General features: G+C 43.4%; 16 protein-coding genes. 4 read left to right on the top strand and 12 right to left on the bottom strand.

Features of this window, described 5'->3' with window-relative positions; all coding sequences use genetic code 11:
- Nucleotides 1-38 precede the first annotated feature (38 nt).
- The gene (locus tag GK047_RS21305; protein ID WP_163951490.1) at nt 39-845 is read left to right on the top strand and encodes a histidinol-phosphatase; all 807 of its coding nucleotides are present in this window, start codon (nt 39-41) and stop codon (nt 843-845) included.
- A gap of 96 nt (nt 846-941) precedes the next feature.
- On the opposite strand, the gene GK047_RS21300 is transcribed toward GK047_RS21305, so the two are convergent.
- The 3 genes from GK047_RS21300 to GK047_RS21290 form a co-directional block, all read right to left on the bottom strand.
- On the bottom strand, nt 942-3,110 hold the full coding sequence (locus GK047_RS21300; protein WP_163951488.1) for a bifunctional diguanylate cyclase/phosphodiesterase: 2,169 nt from the start codon (nt 3,108-3,110) through the stop codon (nt 942-944).
- A 798-nt stretch (nt 3,111-3,908) separates the two neighbouring features.
- Entirely contained in the window at nt 3,909-4,535 is a 627-nt protein-coding gene (locus GK047_RS21295; RefSeq protein ID WP_163951486.1) for a thioredoxin family protein, read from the bottom strand.
- A 334-nt stretch (nt 4,536-4,869) separates the two neighbouring features.
- A complete protein-coding gene (locus GK047_RS21290) occupies nt 4,870-7,299 on the bottom strand; it encodes an S-layer homology domain-containing protein (RefSeq protein ID WP_163951484.1) in 2,430 nt (809 codons plus the stop codon).
- Between the two features lie 379 nt (nt 7,300-7,678).
- Between GK047_RS21290 and corA the strand changes: the two genes are divergently transcribed.
- Nucleotides 7,679-8,629, top strand: coding sequence for a magnesium/cobalt transporter CorA (corA, locus tag GK047_RS21285; RefSeq protein ID WP_163951482.1), 951 nt, complete (start codon nt 7,679-7,681; stop codon nt 8,627-8,629).
- 2 nt (nt 8,630-8,631) lie between these two features.
- Here the strand turns inward: corA and GK047_RS21280 are convergent, their stop codons facing one another.
- From GK047_RS21280 to modA, 3 genes are all read right to left on the bottom strand, one after another.
- A complete protein-coding gene (locus GK047_RS21280; protein WP_163951480.1) occupies nt 8,632-9,123 on the bottom strand; it encodes a DUF1648 domain-containing protein in 492 nt (163 codons plus the stop codon).
- Nucleotides 9,124-9,198: 75 nt separating this feature from the next.
- Nucleotides 9,199-9,861, bottom strand: a complete 663-nt coding sequence (gene modB / locus GK047_RS21275; RefSeq protein ID WP_240344076.1) for a molybdate ABC transporter permease subunit — start codon at nt 9,859-9,861, stop codon at nt 9,199-9,201.
- 11 nt (nt 9,862-9,872) lie between these two features.
- The gene (gene modA / locus GK047_RS21270; protein ID WP_163951476.1) at nt 9,873-10,697 is read right to left on the bottom strand and encodes a molybdate ABC transporter substrate-binding protein; all 825 of its coding nucleotides are present in this window, start codon (nt 10,695-10,697) and stop codon (nt 9,873-9,875) included.
- Nucleotides 10,698-10,854: 157 nt separating this feature from the next.
- Here modA and GK047_RS21265 point away from each other — a divergent pair, with 157 nt between their 5' ends.
- A complete protein-coding gene (locus GK047_RS21265) occupies nt 10,855-11,811 on the top strand; it encodes a helix-turn-helix transcriptional regulator (RefSeq protein ID WP_163951474.1) in 957 nt (318 codons plus the stop codon).
- On the opposite strand, the gene GK047_RS21260 is transcribed toward GK047_RS21265, so the two are convergent.
- The 6 genes from GK047_RS21260 to GK047_RS21235 form a co-directional block, all read right to left on the bottom strand.
- Nucleotides 11,779-12,885: a GerAB/ArcD/ProY family transporter gene (locus GK047_RS21260; protein WP_163951472.1), complete on the bottom strand. Its 1,107-nt coding sequence runs from the start codon at nt 12,883-12,885 to the stop codon at nt 11,779-11,781. The two genes, GK047_RS21265 and GK047_RS21260, sit on opposite strands and share 33 nt — an antisense overlap.
- A 17-nt stretch (nt 12,886-12,902) precedes the next feature.
- Nucleotides 12,903-13,139, bottom strand: coding sequence for a hypothetical protein (locus GK047_RS21255; protein ID WP_163951470.1), 237 nt, complete (start codon nt 13,137-13,139; stop codon nt 12,903-12,905).
- A 5-nt stretch (nt 13,140-13,144) separates the two neighbouring features.
- A complete protein-coding gene (locus tag GK047_RS21250; protein ID WP_163951467.1) occupies nt 13,145-14,341 on the bottom strand; it encodes a Ger(x)C family spore germination protein in 1,197 nt (398 codons plus the stop codon).
- 15 nt (nt 14,342-14,356) lie between these two features.
- Nucleotides 14,357-15,895: a spore germination protein gene (locus GK047_RS21245; RefSeq protein WP_163951466.1), complete on the bottom strand. Its 1,539-nt coding sequence runs from the start codon at nt 15,893-15,895 to the stop codon at nt 14,357-14,359.
- A 122-nt stretch (nt 15,896-16,017) separates the two neighbouring features.
- A complete protein-coding gene (gene deoC, locus GK047_RS21240) occupies nt 16,018-16,689 on the bottom strand; it encodes a deoxyribose-phosphate aldolase (RefSeq protein ID WP_163951464.1) in 672 nt (223 codons plus the stop codon).
- A gap of 28 nt (nt 16,690-16,717) precedes the next feature.
- Nucleotides 16,718-17,656, bottom strand: coding sequence for a sugar-binding transcriptional regulator (locus tag GK047_RS21235; RefSeq protein ID WP_163951462.1), 939 nt, complete (start codon nt 17,654-17,656; stop codon nt 16,718-16,720).
- A 312-nt stretch (nt 17,657-17,968) separates the two neighbouring features.
- On the opposite strand from GK047_RS21235, the gene GK047_RS21230 reads away from it, so the two are divergent.
- Nucleotides 17,969-19,270 (top strand): pyrimidine-nucleoside phosphorylase, encoded by a 1,302-nt coding sequence (locus tag GK047_RS21230; protein WP_163951460.1) that lies wholly within the window; start codon nt 17,969-17,971, stop codon nt 19,268-19,270.
- Nucleotides 19,271-19,302 lie beyond the last annotated feature (32 nt).

The following is a 19,302-nucleotide window of genomic DNA, read 5'->3' as shown; positions in this document are numbered from 1 at the left end:
AGTTTGCTGGCGAAAACTCTAAGGAGGCTCCTTCACATATGAAATTCGATCTCCATACCCACCATGACCGTTGCGGACATGCGCAAGATACAATTCGCGACTATATTGAAGCCGCTATCGCAGGCGGTTTAGGCGTAATTGGCATCTCAGACCACTCGCCTTATTTTGGCAGCTCCGAAGATCAGGCGCAGCCTTTGATCGCGATGGCCAAAAGCGAGTTTCCTCGTTATATAGAGGAAGTACTTCAGTTGAAACGAGAATATGAAGGTAAAATCGATGTCCTTCTCGGCGTAGAATCGGATTTTTTCCCGGAATTTGTGGACATCTATCGGCAAGAATACGCAAAATATCCTTTTGACTACATCATTGGCTCCGTGCATTTATCTGGCGGCGTCAGTATCTTCAATCGCAAACGTTGGAATGGACTTAACGACGCGCAGAAGATTGAGCAAAAGGAAGAATATTACCGCCTCATTCAGGAATCTGCGCGCTCGGGTATGTTCCAAATCCTTGGTCATATCGATGCGATGAAAGGATTCTATCCTGCTTTTTCAGACATCGCTACTCCAAAAGTAGACGAAACTTTAAAAGTAATCGGTGAACATGGAGTTGCCATTGAAATCAATACCTCAGGTAAGACCAAAGACGTCGGTGGTTGGTATCCGACAGATGAAATCCTCGAACGAGCGTTACATCACGGCGTAGAGGTGACTTTCGGTTCAGACGCACACCTCCCAAGCCGGGTCGGCGACGATTGGGACCAAGTGGGTGCCAAGTTGAAAGAAATTGGGTTTCAGCATTGGGTTTACTACAAAAATAAACAAAAACAAATCGTTAAGCTTTAAGTACATAATTAATAAGTACCTTTAAACGCAAAAGAAAAATCTCCCTCGCTCAGCTCAGCGAATGAGATTTTTCTTTTGTTTAAAGTAATGAACGCTCTACAATTTATTTTTGCTTTCAGTTACCGCTTCCATAAAGACCAGCTTTGGCTGCAAACTTTGCCCAAGTACTTGGACAATTTGATCGGCATTCATGGGCCGGAAAAAATAGTAGCCTTGAATTTGTCTGCACCCATTTTCTACGAGAAAGCTGGCCTGCTCTTCCGTTTCTACCCCTTCAGCGATAATTTCGAGTTGGAAGGAGTTAGCTACAGAAATTATCGCCTTAATCATGGCCCTATCTTTATCATCGGATTGAACGCCGCGTACAAAGGACTGATCTAGCTTAATTTTGGTAACAGGAAACCTTTTCAGATAGCTGAGTGAGGAATAATGCGTCCCGAAATCATCAACAGAAATAGCAATACCTAAATTGCGCAGATGGCGCAGGGCGTCTACTTGCTCATCCTGCATCGCTACATTCTCAGTAATTTCCATCTCCAAATACTTAGCTTCTAAACCCGACTCCTCTAAAATATGACAAACTTTATCCACAAACCGTTCGTCTTGCAACTGTCTAACTGAAAGGTTCACAGAAATCGCTAAAGGTTGCTCAAGCCTATTATGCCAATCTTTCATCTGATTACAAGCTCCGCGTAAAATCCATTCACCGATAGGGACTATCATCCCCATCTCTTCAGCCAATGGAATAAATTCTGCAGGCGAGATATAACCCTTGGTCGTATGATTCCAACGCAGCAAGGCCTCCACGCCAATAATTTTGCCAAGTGTACAATCTACTTGCGGCTGATACACGATTTCCAGTTCATTTCGTTCCATCGATTGCCGCAAATGATTGCCCATCTCCAGCTTTGTAAGCGAATTTGTTTCCATCTGCTTATTAAAAAATGTATAGGAACTTCCCGTTTCCCTCTTGGCAACATACATGGCCATGTCTGCATTTTTAAGCAACGTCTCCCAAGTTACTCCATCATGCGGATATTGTGCAATTCCAATACTGATGCTCACAAAGAAAGAACGGTTCGCAATAATAAATGGATCCTTAATTAAGTCCAGTAGTCGTTCACAAAGGTGTTGGATTGGGTTCTCGCCTGTGCAATCCTTCAGCAACATGGCAAACTCATCCCCACCAAAGCGAGCTAATGTATGGTAAGGGAGTTCCGCTCTTTGAATGCGGCCTACAACTTCTTGAAGAAGCATGTCTCCTATATGATGGCCATGAGAATCGTTGACCATCTTGAAATTGTCCAAGTCAAAAAATAGAACCACTAAAGATGACGTTTTCGCATAATCGTATTCCATCTGCTCTTTCAGCAGCGTTTGAAAATGAGCACGGTTATAAATTCTTGTTAAAGCATCATGATAGGCTAAGTAAGATAGCATTTGTTCCGATTCCTGCAGACGCCTAGTGTATTGCTGTAGCTCCTGCTCACCGGCTGTTAGCTCTTCATTGACTGCCGTTAAATCCTCATTAGCCTCAAGCAGCTCTTGTGTGCGTTCTTTAACCACAATACTTAGGGTATTGCGTTGTCTCATAATGTACAAATAGAAAAGCAGCGCAAGCATCAGCACCATAGAATAGGCCAAACGTATAAGTCCAATCTGTTGATAAACGCTTTTCAGCACACTACTCTGTGGGAGTGCTGCAAGTTCCCATTCCAATTCCGAGAGTTCCACCGTCGCCAGCATCGGCTTGCTCTGGAAAACCCTATCCTCTCCATAGAAAGCCGACTCTCCAGGGGTGCGAATTGCGACCTGTAGAGCCTCATTTCCTTTGCCTTTAATACCAGAATCAAATAAAAGCTTGTCTAAATCCAATCCCACGGATACGAATCCCCAAAAAGTTCCATTTTCATAAATGGGCTTCCGTGCGACCAAACCATTATTGCCTTGCAGCAGCTCAAAGGGACCGTCTACCGTCATTTTTTTGGATTGAACTGCACGCTGAATTTGCAATTGAACATTGATCCGCGGATCTGTGAGTAGGTTCCAATTCACAAGACTTTCATTACCCTCAGCGGGATATACGTACTTAACGATGCCATTGGGCGCAATATATAGATTATAAGCAGAACTTTTATCGCCGTTATAAAGCGAGGCTATGTATGTCATAATTTCTCGGTCTGTTTTACCTTGTAGATAACTTGAATCGACATAAGCCTCTAAGCTTGCCATAAGATTGAAGTTACGGTCTACGACCGATTTCAATGCCAGAGCTCGTGAGGACAATTGGGACTCTTCCGATGTTCTTAGCTCATGGAGTAATGAATTTTGGTAGCTCTTAAGAACTACCTCTACGGAAAATACCAGGGTGACAAAAATTAGAGCGATTATCATGTAGTGTATTATTCTCATTTCATTCATTCTGCTCCTTGCCAAAACAATCTCTATTGTTACTTCATGTTATCGACCAAATAGTCCTTTGTTTTAAGACATAGATGAAAAAGATCAAATTTGCTAAGACTATTATTTCATTCCTAGTCCAATAGTTGCAATCTTTTTATTCGAAAGGTCAATTTAACACAGGATCAAAGGATCAAAGGGTTCATCTATGAAAAGATTAGCTCGGTCTGCTGCGGGATCGATGACCAGTGGAGCTTATACAAGGGGATGATCGAATTTGAATATAGTGCTCATCTAGAGCACTGATAAGAAAAACGCCTAACGGCGTCCTTGTCTAAACCCATAAGTTTATGCATGGGGAGGGGATTGGGTATGGGGCTCCAACCGCTGTTAAAGTCGTGTTCCTTGAATTTACAAGGTGGTGTGAACACGACTTTAAAGGCACCCGCTAACGCTTCTCCACCCATACCCATCTCCTTTTTTGTTCTACTTGGAGCTGCCTTCTACTTCTCTTTTTGTGTCTCTTTTAGGTTTGACGCTTATCGATAATTTTGTACTCATATCCATAAGGGGGACGTTTCGCTCACCCAAAAGCATATAAATTCTTATATCTAAAAAAAAGAGACATGACCCAATAAGGTCAAGTCTCCTGCATTATCCATACTAAAACTGCGAAATAATCGAACGAATAATATCAATAATAGCCTGCTGCTCTTGTTCAACAGCCTGTGGGCGCTGCTCTTTTATAAAAGAGAATAACGCTTTGCGCACCTGTTCATCCAGTTCGGATGGGAATTTACCTCTTCCTTCCCATTGTGGATGCTGATCCCAGAAATTCTCTCTCCATTCCTTGCTCAGCTCCGTTATCGAATCTGGACGCTCTATGAATACACCCAGTTCCTCACCCGTTTTGTTAAAAAACACATAGGTCGGAATGTGATTCGTTCCATCCGTATGTAAATACGTTTCCCCGATATCCTGATTGTCTGGGTCGCGCAGCAAAATATGGAGCTTCAACCCGCCCGTTTCCCGTTCAATTTTACCGAAAAGCGGTAAATTCGCCACCACATCGCCACACCAATCATGTGCCAGCACCAGCACATCAATGGGCTCGGAAAGCCCGGTAAAATAAGCTAGATCCCGCTCTTTCAATTTGTAAAGCTCATAATTGATCTGCAGCCGTTCCACATTGACCTCAGCTCTACTCACAAACTGTTGGTACGTTAGCGCTTCCTGAAAAGCTCTCTGCCTTCTTTCCTGTGTGATACCTCCGACTTTTTGAAAACTCATAATCTGCATCCCTCCATCCAACACTTGAAATGATTTTGAAAATAAAAAAAGACGCAACAATTGAATTGTTCGTCTCCGGTCGTCCGGTATACCATTATTCACATTTAATTACTTGGTATTAAAAGGATAACATGCTTACTCTTTGTTGTAAAGAGTTATAGAAGTTGAGGTTGATAATGTCTATTTCTTGAGTCGATCATGGGCTGACAGAAGGCCTGCAATAATGGTCTTTATTGCGCACATTCAATAGTATTCAAACAACTTTATTAGAAAACCCGCCCTTAAAAAAGGTCGGGTTTTCTGCTTGTATATGCCTATTTTCAAACGTCTTTTATTAGTCAATCAGCTCAACGTACAAAGAAATTCCTGTCCATGGATAGAGTCTATAATGACCTTTATTTAAGGAAGAAGTATCTATTTCATACGTTTCGTCTACTCCATCTTTAGGGACGATTATCTTTTTCCCATGATCATTGGCTTCTTTATCGAAATCAGCTTCGGTTCCGACCGTACTATCAAGTACAAAATAGATTGAATCGTCTCTTTCACTTTTAAACTTTATTTTTGTGCCAATTTTAATTTTCATATTATAGGTATAAGTAGGAGAAATCATAAATACTTTCCCAAATGAATTCAACGTATATGGCGTAACGTAACCTTTATTCGCATATTTCCCATCTAACGTTTGGATCGTATTCGTTGCAATCGCCAACTTATATTTTTTGCCATATGGTTTTTTAGGGGTTAATATAATTTTGTTCCTAACAATTTTCACATCATCGTCCATGGACAATGGGGCGAAGGGTTGATTGTACGTCGCAACTGTAACCGATGTTCTTAGGTCTTTACCCTCAACGATTTTAATATCACGATTGTAGATAAATTCCAGGTACTGTGGATCTGCACCTACACTAACGATACTTGGTTCACTATTTAATGCTTTTGTTTGATTATCCAGTACCGTAACGTATCTATAAGAAGAAGGCTTATGATCTGAGTCGAAAACAACTAACCCATAGAACGAATTAAAAGGTAGACCTGTTGTATCCATTGCCGTGCGGACACCAGCTTGTATGCTTGTTTTTCTCACGGTTCCTGCTGCTACTCCTGCCTCTAATAACACTTGATCGGTTGGACTTATACCAGATTGGAATAAATAAAAAGTTCCACTTCGTGTACTAGTAACATAGACTGACTCACCAACTGTAACAGTATCGGAAGCAAGTCCAAGATAATACCAACTTCCTCCCTCTAATGCACCATCTTTATCTTTTCCATTTGATCCACCAGTGTTTCCGCCATTGCCAGAATTATCGGAGCCACCAGTGCTACCACCACCGGAGTTATTAGATCCTCCACCACCAACTGGAGAGTTGTTTGAGGAAGAAGCCGGCTTATCGTTACCACCAATATTGACCTTAACATCACTTGGTACATTACTACCAATGGCCATATTTTTCGGTTGTTGCTCCATTGAAATTCCAGTTGAGTTGATTGTAGCCTTATCAATGCTTCCGCTGCCTAATACTTTTGTAGCAGCATCGAGGACAAGAGATAGGATGCGAGATTCTTTACTTGTTTCAAGCGTAGTTCCTTCCGCACCTTTACTTACATTTAGTTGGTTAATATTCCCTTGAGGAATTTGAACTAAGATACTTTTCGCTTCGACATTGACGGTATCGAAACTACCATTAATCATGACACGCGATTTTTCGGGAAGGTCATTGCTTAAGGTCAGTTTATTTATACTCGTTCCTTTGCCTGCCTCAATGTTTGCACTTGTCTGGATGGTTATTTCCTTCACACTAGTGCTACCAGTAGCAACAAGCCTTACGGTGCCGTCTACTTTGTTAATAATAACTGTAAGAATAATACTATCTTCTAAGTGGACGCTATGCTCACCGCCCCCGTAAACATAGGTTTTCCCGTGAACAGTAACATTTTTCAAATAAATATTACCGTCACCAACTTGCTTTCCAATAATTAAATCGCCGGCAATATCTAAATTTTGGAGCTTAGCGCCTGCGTGATTAATAATCACACTGCCTGGTAGTTCATCTTTCCCACTTTCCGGACCATAAGTTCGCTCTTCGTCATACCAGTTACCATACGTTGTAAATGCACGATCCAACAGTAACATAGCCTCTGCCCGAGTTATCGCTTTAGTGGGCTGGAAGCTCTCGTCTTGAAATCCTTGAATGATTCCTTTTTGGTATACAGCAGAGATTGACTCTCTAGCCCAAGGCGCAATAAGGTTTCCATCACTAAAGGAAGGGGCTTGATCATCGGCCTTAAGGTTAAGAACGCGACTAATCATGGCAGCTGCTTCTTGCCTTGTTAAAACTGCATTTGGTTTAAAGGTACTATCCTCATATCCGTTTATGTATCCCGCTGCGGTGGCTACTTGAACATCTTTTGAAAACCAATCATTCACTTTTACATCAGAAAATTTTGTTGGTTTTAATTCCTGGTACTGAAATAATCGATTAACTAAGGTTACCCATTCAGCGCGGGTTAGTCCTCGTTCAGGTTCGAAATTCCCATTTTCTACCCCTTGAATAATCCCTCTTTTGTTCCAACGTGCAATTTCTTGATTTGCCCAATGCTCGGTCACATCGTTGAGCTCGCTTAGATTTGTGTTAACCTTTGATGTCACACTCTTAACCGTTTCAGGATTTTTAAGAGTATCCGCATTGGCTACCCCTGCTAAAAGCGACCCAAAAACCATGATGCCAGCAAGGAAAGCGCTTAATTCCTTTTTCATTTCATATTCTCTCCTAACAAATGAAATAGTACTTGGGTTATTTTTCTAATCACCCTTCGCTCATTATACACAACTTTACAAAATACGACATATTTTTCTTCGATTTTGTAAACAGCATATATATATTATCCTATTAAGATGATCATTGCCCCGGACAAAAAAAGGGGACCTAGCCAACGGGGCCAGATCCAAATTATATATTAAAAAAAGGGGGTCTTGTTTATTATAATACCCTGTGAATGTTATGGGACGATAACAGGAATGTTCCAATTGTGTTACAAATTTTAGAGAAGATTCTCTATGTGGACTTGTCATTTCAATAGATCCGTTCGGTCGTGGTACAATAAAAGAAGAAATATAGCGCTCGAGGAGTAATTACATGATTCGTTCATTAGGAATAACAACAGAATATGAAATACTTGAGCATGTGTCGCTTGATCGGCTTTCACATGCTGACATCCGATGGTATTGGGTAGACTTTAACAACCCCACGGAAGAAGAAGCCGAGCAATTGAAGACGTATTTTCATTTCCATTCGCTTGCCATTGAGGATTGCTTTTATTTATTGCAGCGGCCGAAAATGGATCATTACGAAGATGTCCATTTCTTTGTAATGCACGCGATTAATACCAAAACCTTAGCTGCGGAAGAAGTGGATATGTTTTTGGGGCCGAACTTTATGGTGACTTTCCATTTGCATGAATCGAGGGAGATTGAAGACGCCTGGGGCCGAATTAAAGAGCAAGAAATGATCCGAGATAAGGGGCATATCTATGCGGCCTACCTAGTTCTTGACAACTTGGTCGATCAATACTTTCCTAGCGTATTTCAATTAGAAGACCAACTGGATGAGATCGAGAGCAACGTCAACTCGGAATCGACTCAAATGTTGATGAAGCATATTTTTGAAATTCGCGCCAAGCTGTTAAAGTTACGCCGCACGATCGTGCCGATGCGAGATCTTTTGTACCGGCTTATTAATACCGATCGTATTACAGAGATTAAAGAGCATGTTTTATTTTTCACGGACATTCACGACCATTTGCTCAAGCTTTCTGAAATGATCGAATCCAATCGCGACATGACGGCAGATATGCGGGATAGCTACATCTCGTTAAATTCAAATCGCATGAATACGATTATGAAAACGTTAACTGTTATTACCACGATCTTCATGCCTCTAACCTTTATTGCGGGTATTTATGGAATGAATTTCAACTTCATGCCGGAACTGCAATGGCAATGGGGATACTTCGCCGTCTTAGCGCTGATGTTTGGCATTGGATTCGGGATGTTTACTTGGTTTAGAAAAAAAGGGTGGTTTGATTAACGCTAGTTGGCTTTCAGCGATCTTATAATATGAAAGAATATCACAGCTAAAAAAATAAGAACAGATATGACTAATAACCAGGCTTGGGGCTCATAGCCATAAGCGGCTTGAATTATATTCCATTCTACAAAGCCAAACAAGGCAACGATTAGCACCTTCATCCAGCTAAGCATCTGAATGGCAATGACATATTGCCGCTGCGCATTTGCTTCTGTAATCTCCCGAAGATAGTTGAATTTATGCGGAACTTTACGCAGTAAAGTTAGACCCGCATATATAAACACACTCAAAATTGGCAGCAGAAGCAAGTTCCCCCGGCCTCCCCATCCATTTGGTTTCCCTGAACTATCAAAATGGGTCGGAAACTGGTCAGGCAGCGCGGCCCACACAAAAGCTGTATAAGCCATGATCCCAAGCAGGATTACGATGGCTAACGCGTCATGAACAACCTCTAGTTTCGATTTGGGAATGTGCAAAACAGGTCGATTAAACATTCTCGCCAGCTCCTTATCTTATCTGCATTCGATATTGGTAATTCCCCCCATTGTATAATGGAATAATCCAAGTTACTACTCCGATTTTCGGGGACTGACCGCATACAACAAGATGAAGGATATGAGAATAATTGCCCCCGCCCAGCACCAAGCAAGCGTCATATTCCCAGATTCTACGGCAATATAGATTGCTGTGGGCAGCGTCTGCGTGCGATGAGGGATATTACCTGCAATCATCAACGTTGCGCCGAACTCGCCAAGACCACGAGCAAAACCAAGTATAAAGGCAGTGAGAATCGAGCGCCAAGCTAGAGGAAGTGTAACGAGGCGTAGGACTTGCCACTCACTCGCTCCGGCAGACCTTGCAGACTCCTCAATATCGCGGCTAACTAAAGCGAAGCCCGTCTTCATTGTTTGGTAAACAAGAGGGAAAGCCACCACGATCGATGCGATCACAGCAGCTCCCCATGTAAAAATAATCGGTTGTTGAAACAACGCTTCCATAAGCTGACCAACCCAGCTCTTCTTTCCTAGCATAACAAGCAGCACAAATCCTACAACCGTTGGCGGCAGTACGAGCGGCAGTAACACTACTGTCTCCAGCAGTGTTTTCCCCTTAAATCTGCTCTTCGACATTCCCCAAGCCAGCCATACGCCTAGGAACAACACTACGATGCTTGAAACAATTGCAACCTTTAGTGAAAGCAGAATAGGCGCTGCCAATTCGCTCCATTGCATCTGTGCGGGCATCATTTAGGCAAGGAGAAGCCATAGCGTACAAATACATCTTGTGCTGCTTTTGTATGCAGATAGGCATAGAAATCTGCGGCTTCTTTGGCATGTTTCGTTGCTTTCACAATCCCTGCAGGATAAGTAATGGCTGCATAGGTTTTAGGATCAACGCTGAAGGCTACTTTTACTTTCTTAGAGGTAAGCGCATCCGTTTTATAAACGAAACCCGCTTCGGCATTACCGGACTCTACATAGGTCAGCACTTGTCGCACATCCTTACCTTGCACAAGCTTGGCTTGGAGCGGATCCCATAACTTAGCGCTCGTCAACGCTTCCTTCGCGTAATTGCCGGCCGGCACGGTTTGCGGCTCGCCGACGGCTAAATGCTTGATGTCGGCTCCGGACAAGTCATCGATTTGTTGAACAGCCGCTTTGCTATCCGTTGGTATGACGACAACCAATTCATTGATCAACAGATTCTTTTGCTGCGACTCTTCGATGAGCTGCTTATCCACAAGTGCTTTCATATTTTTCGAAGCTGCGGAAATAAAAACATCTGAAGGGGCTCCCTGTTCAATTTGCTGCTGGAGCGCACCGGATGCACCGAAATTATAATTGAGCTTTATGTTTTTATTTGTTTGCTCGTAAGCGGTTTGAATCTCTTTTAATGCGTCAGTCAAGCTAGCAGCTGCTGAGATGGTAAGTTCTACGGTTTGTTGCGGTGCTTGCGTCTGTGGAGCACTTACTGATGGGGATTCCTTCTTCTCGCCACAAGCTGTAAAAACAATAACTAACAGAATGAGAATAAATGAAACCATACTACTTTTAATAAGTCTACTCATGATAAGCCCTCCATAGCCTAATTAAATATAATTAGATATAATTAGATATATAACATGGGATTATTATACTTGAATCCTTCTATACTAGTAAACAATTGCAATTGAAATAATTGATTTAAGCGCATATGATACGTATAAACCTACGCTGGAGGAAACGATGACATCCGATATTTCCTATACAACTGAAGAAATTGCCAAGCTGCTCAAAATATCCAAGCTAACCGTTTATGATCTTATTAAAAAAGGCGACCTCCCCGCTTATCGTGTCGGCAAACAGATGCGTGTCGATGCGACGGATCTTGATGCTTACAAAACGCGAGCTAAAAGCGGACAGTTCGCTGCTGTTCATAAGGTAGATCCGAAAACGCCCTTCATACCAAGCGAGACCCCACTACTCTCTTCCTTAAACCGCTCCCTGGTAATTACCGGGCAAGATGTTAGCTTAGATATATTGGCTAAGCACATCGAGAAAAAAATAACGGGCATCCGGCCTCTTCGTTCCTATGTCGGAAGTCTCGACAGCTTAATCTCGATGTACCGCGGCGAATCTGACATCGTCAGCACGCATCTGCTAGATGGCGATACGGGGGACTACAACCTCCCTTATATCCGCAAACTGCTGATCGGCTCCTCCTATGTCGTCGTGAACCTAATTTCGCGCGCGGCAGGTCTATATGTGCAGGAAGGCAATCCGAAGCAGCTTAACGCCTGGTCCGATCTCAAGCTCGCTGGCTTGCGCATCGCCAACCGCGAAAAAGGCTCGGGTGCCCGTGTTTTACTCGACGAACAGCTCCGTCTTCACCGTATCGCGCCTCAATTGCTCAGCGGATATGAAATCGAGGAAACGAACCATATGAGCGTAGCCGGTAAGGTTGCTTCCGGTGAAGCCGACGTCGGCGTCGGCATCGAAAAAGCCGCCAATCTTGTTGGCGGCGTTACATTTATTCCTCTAATCCAAGAACGCTACGATCTTGTGATGCTGAAAAAACCGGAGAATCTCGCATGGATCGAGCAGATTAAACAGATTTTGCAATCGGATAGCTTTCATAACGAACTTCGCTTCATCCACGGGTACGACTTATCATTGACGGGGCGTATTCTGTTGGAAACGTGACTTGATTACATAAATGATGTATACGGTCAATGAAAGAAACGGAATTACTGTAAGATCCATACTGATCCAATAGGGGTTAACGGAGTTGAAAAACACAATATTAGGGTAAATCAGCATTGCGTACCCGAAAGCCACAACCCCTAGCGGAACCGTTAATGTACGATAGTCCTTTAAATGGAACATTTGTTCTATTCCCCGAATAAACGCGTAACCATAAATAATACTCCGCATAAAAGTGGATAAAATCCAGGTGATCGCCAATATCGCTTCAATTCTTTCTATAAAATGGCCAATGCTGATTTTTTTGGCTAACGTATACGTCGAATACATTTGATGACTAGTTAAGTACGGTCCCAGGACGAGTAAAGAGATCATTAAAACGGAAAAAATTGTTGCTCCTCCAATTAAAGCGGCGATTACATAATCTCTCCGAAAATGCTTGTTTTGATTGACGTTAGGAAAAATCATCCAAAATACAAACATTTCACAAAAAGGAAAGCTGATATAGAATAAGACCCCTTCCGCAAGAGGCTTAAATCCATTTTCCAGCACAGGAGTAAGATTAGCCAAATGGGACTCAGGAAGTGAAGATACCATTAATAGAGCCAGCATCAAAGCAAACATGGGGAAAAATGTTTCTGCAAAACGCGCTATATTTTCCAATCCACTTCGAAGTGCGATGATATATAAGAAAGTAAACAGCAAGCAAATGACTCGCATGGGCGTTTCAGTCATCATTTGGGTGGATACGAAATCGCCAATTTCTCTAATTTGAACAATGGAATTATTAAAAAAAATCACCACATAAACAAGGGTAACTCCCCCTCCAAACCACCGACCTAGCACCAAATTATGGATTTCAACAAGCGTTAGACCAGGGAACCGTTGACTATACCAATACACATACCAAGCTATTGCTACGCCAATCGCCAGTCCAATCAGAGCAGATATCCACGCATCTTGATGCGCAGTATTTGACAAATTAGAAGGAAGAAACAATAGCATATCACCAATAATAAAATAGATGACCAAGATAGCCATCTGCCTCGTTCCTATTTGCTCCTTACTCTGCATATGCCTCACCCTTTGGCCTAAAATAGAGAACCAACCCATTCATTGATCGGTTTATATATGAAAACAAGGATTTCAAGCGGGCTTCGAACCGTTGCCTTAAAGGCAATTATCGTACTCAAAGTAACACCAAGAGTTAGAAGAGCCACATACAGATAGAGCTCTTTTCTCCAACCTTTCTTGTACAATCTGGGCATTTCTATACTCGCAAAGCAAGCTGCTACTGATACGACAAGAACGGTTACGCCACCTAACATCCTGGTTACTCCTTAATATCATTTTTAATGGAATTGACCGTCGTGCCAATTCTTTTTAGCGTAATCTGGACATCATACTCAACTTTGAGATGAAGAAAAATTTCATCCCAATCTGCTTTAAGTCGATTCCACACTTTAGGGTTCGCCTGGTGAATGGCTTGACCGAAACCAAAAATATCCACGTTGTATTTCTTTCTTACATCCTCGATGGACAACCGCATCAGATCAATGAGGTGGTCCTCTGATTCCTTTTCCAATAAGGCAATGGTTTGAGGATCATCCAAATTGATTTGACACTCCGCATCCGTGACGTTGGATTCATTTCTAACCGTGATGTGTATGACAGGCTCGCCCTTCACGATTGTGCCTTTCAGCTTCGTATGGGATCGGATAGTCTCGATACCAATAAGTCCCCCTTTCGGGCAGCTTACATGTCCTGCTGAGCTTTTCACATTATCCCTGATATAATTGTACCCCTTGCTTTCATCTTCGTTTAACCAACCGACCAAACGATCCTTTTTAAACACGGCAAGCCCGACATTACGCAACATGGCTGCTGGCTTAATCTCTTCTACACTTTTTTTCTCCTCACCTACAAGTTGATCGCCGAGCAGCTTCACACCAGTCAATACGGGATTAAGTCCTTCGGTAACTAACTGATCTATGAGCTGATCCAACGTTACAGTCGTCGTTGGAGACCATGTTTTAGCTGAAGTATCGAGTGAATAAAACAGATGACTGGCAGGTATTTTCTCAAGTGAAGTTAAAATTTTAAGCACTTTCTCAGCAGGCACATCTCTAGCGACTAGAATATAAAAGTCCGTTCTAGCTTCTGGATTACGGGACAGGATGTCGAGGACATTTGTAATTCCATCCTTTACCAAGGATTCACCGAGAATTAAAACACGAATATGCGCGGAATAAATTTTGCGGGGGCTTGTTTCTGTCAGCTTTCGGAAGGCTTCGAAAAGGGTTGGAGCGGTTGCCTTGTAGCTCGTAACCGTAGAACGTCCGCTAGATTGACGCGTGGATACTTCACCGGGGACAACAACCTGCACCGTGACCTGATATTGGTCCCCCACCTTGTCTATGGCCGTCCCCATTTGAATGCCTAATTCATTAAGTTCCCTACGGTTCCAGCAACCCGTTAAAGTGGTTAACAAAACAAGGAGGATAACAAAAGAAACGCCAGATTTCCACATAATGGATGACCCGCCTCATATTTTTGATTTTGAAGATTCGCTTTGACGCACCTTATTTCGCTTCCCCGTTTCCATCGGCCTTGTCAACATACGTGTCCATGGCACTCGAAACAGGGAATCTTTGTGATTACTAAAGCTGAATGGGGCAAAAGTGCTCATATAAGGAACGCCAAAGGAACGCAAACTATTCAGGTGGAACATGAGTGCAAACAACCCGATCATAATCCCAACCAAGCCAAAAGACGCGGCCAGTCCCATCAATACAAAACGGATCATACGCACCGATATGGAGATGTTATTGGCAGGTAAGACAAAGCTGGAAATCGCCGTTATGGCTACGATAATGACCATTACTGCGGAGACAACCCCTGCTTCCACGGCCGATTGGCCGATAACCAATGTACCCACAATGGATACGGCTTGACCTACTGTTTTGGGCATACGAACGCCAGCTTCACGTAAAATTTCGAACGTGATTTCCATGAGCAAAGCTTCAATGAAAGCGGGAAAAGGGACCCCTTCGCGCTGCGCCGCCAAATTGATAAGCAGATTAGTAGGTAGCATCTCCTGATGAAAAGTCGTAACCGCTATGTAGAGAGAGGGAGCCAGCATCGCAATCAGAAAAGCTAAATAACGAATCAGGCGCATTAAGCTGCTGACATCAGAGCGTTGATAATAATCTTCCGACGATTGAAAGAATTGGACAAAAAAAGCAGGCACAAGCAGCACAAAAGGCGTACCGTCTACCAAGATGGCCACTCTTCCTTCCAGCAAACCTCCAGCAATCGTATCTGGCCGCTCGCTATTGTATACCGTAGGGAAGGGCGTCCAAAATTTATCCTGTATGAACTCTTCGATATAACCGCTTTCTAAAATACCGTCGATATTTATCTTGTCTAATCTTCGAAAAACTTCCTGTACGATGCCTTCATCCGCAATATGGTTAATATACATAACAGCCACATTCGTCTTCGTAACCGTTCCAACCGCCCTCATATGAAGCCACAGCTGTGGGTCCTTTATTTTACGGCGAATGAGTGCTGTGTTCGTACGGATGTTCTCCGTGAATCCTTCCATCGGTCCCCGTACAACCGCTTGAGAAGTAGGCTCGCTTACATTACGATCCTCCCAACCGGCTGCGCCAATATTCAATCCTTCCGCATAACCTTCCATCAGGAGGATCACATCACCTGACATCAAACGATCAAATAAATGATCCATATTTGTAAAAAAGCCAATTTCGCCCACTGTAAGCACTTCATCCTGCAGATAAAGCAGTGGACTGGTTCTTGCGGCAGCTTCTGCCATCCAGGTTGATCGATTACGGGCTAATAAGGAGTGGACGATTGATTGGTTCACGACCTGCGTGTCTACAAGCCCATCCATATATAAAAGCGCAATGGTGAAACGGTCACTGTTTGGGATTATTTTGACAACGAGATCTTGACTATACCCAAGCCGATCTTGCACAGCCGTTACGTTTTCTTCAAGTTCCTTCAATAAATCCGTCTTTTCAGAAGTCATTTCTGGTGCAGTTTCGTGATAGCTTTGCATGGTCAGACCTCCATTTTCCAGCTACCACCCATTGTTACCATGCACTCATTATTTAAACGGACAAAAAAAAGAAACAGGCGCCCATCCAAGCGCCTGTTCCTCCATATAATTTGTTGAATCCTTTAGTATCCTTCGCCTTGACCGCCAGTCACGATAGCAATACTTGCGCTTGCGCCGATACGCGATGCCCCGGCAGCCACAATTTTAAGCGCAGTTTCCTTATCTCTGACACCGCCGGAAGCTTTCACGCCCATTTCCGGGCCAACCGTCTTTCTCATTAAGGCGATATCATCCACCGTAGCTCCACCATGACCAAAGCCTGTAGAGGTTTTGACAAAGTCCGCTCCAGCCTGCTTGCAAATCGTGCAGGCCTTCACCTTTTCTTCATCTGTCAATAAGCCTGTTTCGAGGATCACTTTCACGACAGCCTGCCCGTTTGCAGCCTGAACCACGCCTTCAACATCGGTTCGCACAGTTTCTAAATCGCCGGATTTAAGGGCTCCGATATTAAGCACCATATCAATCTCAGTCGCCCCATTGGCAATCGCATCGCGCGCTTCCGCCATTTTGGAAAAAGTTGTTGTCGCCCCTAAAGGAAAACCGATAACAGTCGTAATCCCAACCTCAGTACCTGCAAGTTCCTTGGCAGCCAAAGTTACCCAATGCGGGTTCACACATACGGTTGCGAAGTTGTATTGCTTCGCTTCGCCACAAAGTTTAACAATTTCATTTTGTGCAGCATCAGGTTTCAATAAGGTATGATCGATGAGTCGTGCAATTTGATTTTGTTCCATGGTATTCTCCATTTCCAACTCGTTATTTTTAATATTCAAGCAGATGCTTGGCTGTAAACTGATCCGTAACTAATGTATTGGTGTATCTCCCACGTATAGCCCCATAGATGGACTCAATCTTCTTCCTGCCCCCAGCAACAAGAATCGCCTTTTCTTTATTTCTCAGCTCGGTCAAATGGATGCCAATCGTGCGGCGATCCAGCTCTTCACTACAAATCGAGCCTTCCAGATCAATGTAGCGAGAACAGATATCGCCCACGCCCTTAGCGTGAATGATGTCCAAATCCGCCGGAGAGAAATAATTAGCTTTGATCAGGACAGAATCTTCAGATGGACTTCCAACCGTGAATATCGCAATATTGGCTTTCTTCCCCATATCCAGAATTTTGCGGATATGCCGATCAGTCTCAATAGCTTCCCTAACGACAGCGTGATCAACGATTGCGGGTAACGGCAGCAGATGCGGATTCGTATTATAGGCAGCTCCAAAGAGATGGAGAATCTCTGAAGCGTATGTATTTGTTTCCGAATAACTGACACCGCCGTTAAGCTGGACAACAGCAACATCTTTCACATGCTTATTTTGCAACTGCACAGCTACCTCATAGAGCGTAGTCCCCCAGGAAGTCGCAATTGTGTCTCCATCTTTCACAATTTGATACAAATAATCCGCCGCGGCCTCGCCCAAGTACTTCTTGACGATAGGCTCCTCATATTGTGGAACCGATGCTACGATGACCTTCTTCAGGCTGAACTTCTGTTCTAACTCGGCGGCTAGATTCTCATTATTTTCAGTAGGGTCCATAATCTTAATTTGGACAATACCCTCCGTTTTCGCTTGCTGCAAAAATCTTGAAACCGTTGGGCGTGATACTCCTAATTTCTTGGCAATATCCTGTTGGTTATAGTCTAATTGATAGTACATCCTTGCTGCATCAATGATTTTATCCAGCTTGTCTCCACCCATATGTCTCCGTCCTTCTACATCGTTTGAAATAACGTTCAAAACAAATAAACATAATTTCATATATAATTATACGGAGATTTTATAAAAAAGACAATGCCTTTAAACAGATTATCAATCGTTCAAACAGATTGCAAAGTATTGATACTAAAAAAGGAGCTGTTTCCCCTAAGAACAGCAAAGCTAAGAAACTAGCACGTTGTGAAATTTAGAAAAAAGCCATCTTTACATTTGTTTATTTTTTCAGCTATTATGAGAATATATAAAGTTGTTATTATAAACCATTTAAACAAATTCTTGTTGAGGTGAATGCACATGCGTATGGTAGACCTAATCGCCAAGAAAAGAGATGGCGGAATCTTAAGCAAGCAAGAAATTGATTTCATTATAAAGGGATACACCAAAAGTGACATTCCGGACTATCAGCTGTCCGCATGGGCGATGGCGATTTATTTTAAAGGGATGACTTCCGAAGAAGTTGCCCATCTAACCATGGCGATGACGCTATCCGGCGATATGGTCAATTTATCCGAAATTGAAGGCGTTAAGGTAGATAAGCATAGTACAGGTGGCGTTGGCGATACCACAACGATTATCCTCGCCCCGCTCGTCGCAGCGGCCGGCATTCCCGTAGCCAAAATGTCAGGAAGAGGCCTCGGCCACACAGGTGGAACGATTGATAAGTTGGAGTCAATTCCAGGCTTTCACGTGGAACTCACCCCCGAGGAATTCATCCACAACGTGAACGAATTCAAGATAGCTGTCATTGGCCAAAGCGGTAACTTAACACCTGCTGACAAAAAATTATACGGTCTCCGCGATGTAACGGCGACTGTGGATTCCATTCCGCTCATCGCCAGCTCAATTATGAGCAAAAAGATCGCCGCAGGCGCAGACGCCATTGTCCTGGATGTGAAAACGGGCGCGGGCGCCTTCATGAAATCGCTTGATGATGCCAAAGCGCTTGCCTCGGCGATGGTTGACATTGGACGCGAGCTGGGCAGACATACCGTTGCGATCATCAGCGATATGAGCCAACCGCTTGGCTATGCTGTGGGCAATTCCTTGGAAATCAGAGAAGCCATTGACACCCTGCGTGGTCAAGGACCTGAAGATTTAACCCGCCTCGTCCTAACGCTAGGCGCGCATATGGTTGTTCTCGGCGGTAAAGCCGATACCTACGATCAAGCGTACAGCTTGCTTGAAGAGCTCATTCGTAGTGGCAAAGCGCTAGAGGTGCTTAAACAATTCGTTGCGGCCCAAGGCGGCACCACCGATGTGATCGATGATCCTGATAAACTGCCGAAGGCACCTTACCAAGTGAGCGTGACGGCTCCCGTCGACGGTTATATCCATGCCATCCAAGCTGAAGAAATTGGCATCGCAGCTATGCTATTAGGCGCTGGAAGACCGACAAAAGAATCTTCCATCGACCTTGCTGTTGGCGTCATGCTTACGAAAAAAGTCGGGCAAGCCGTTCGTCAAGGTGAAACGATTGCCATCCTACATGCGAATCAGGAAAATGTCTCTGCGATTGCCGCTAAAATTGAGCAAGCTTTTTCTATTCAAAATGAAGCTTGTGAAGAGCCTGTTTTGATTTATGACATCATTCATTAAATCGCGTTGAACCGCAAAAAGAGAGAGATTCA

The organism is Paenibacillus sp. SYP-B3998, assembly GCF_010820665.1.
Classification (GTDB): domain Bacteria; phylum Bacillota; class Bacilli; order Paenibacillales; family NBRC-103111; genus Paenibacillus_E.
The sequence above is the reverse complement of the archived record's forward strand: the minus strand, read 5'-3'. Positions and strand labels throughout refer to the sequence as shown.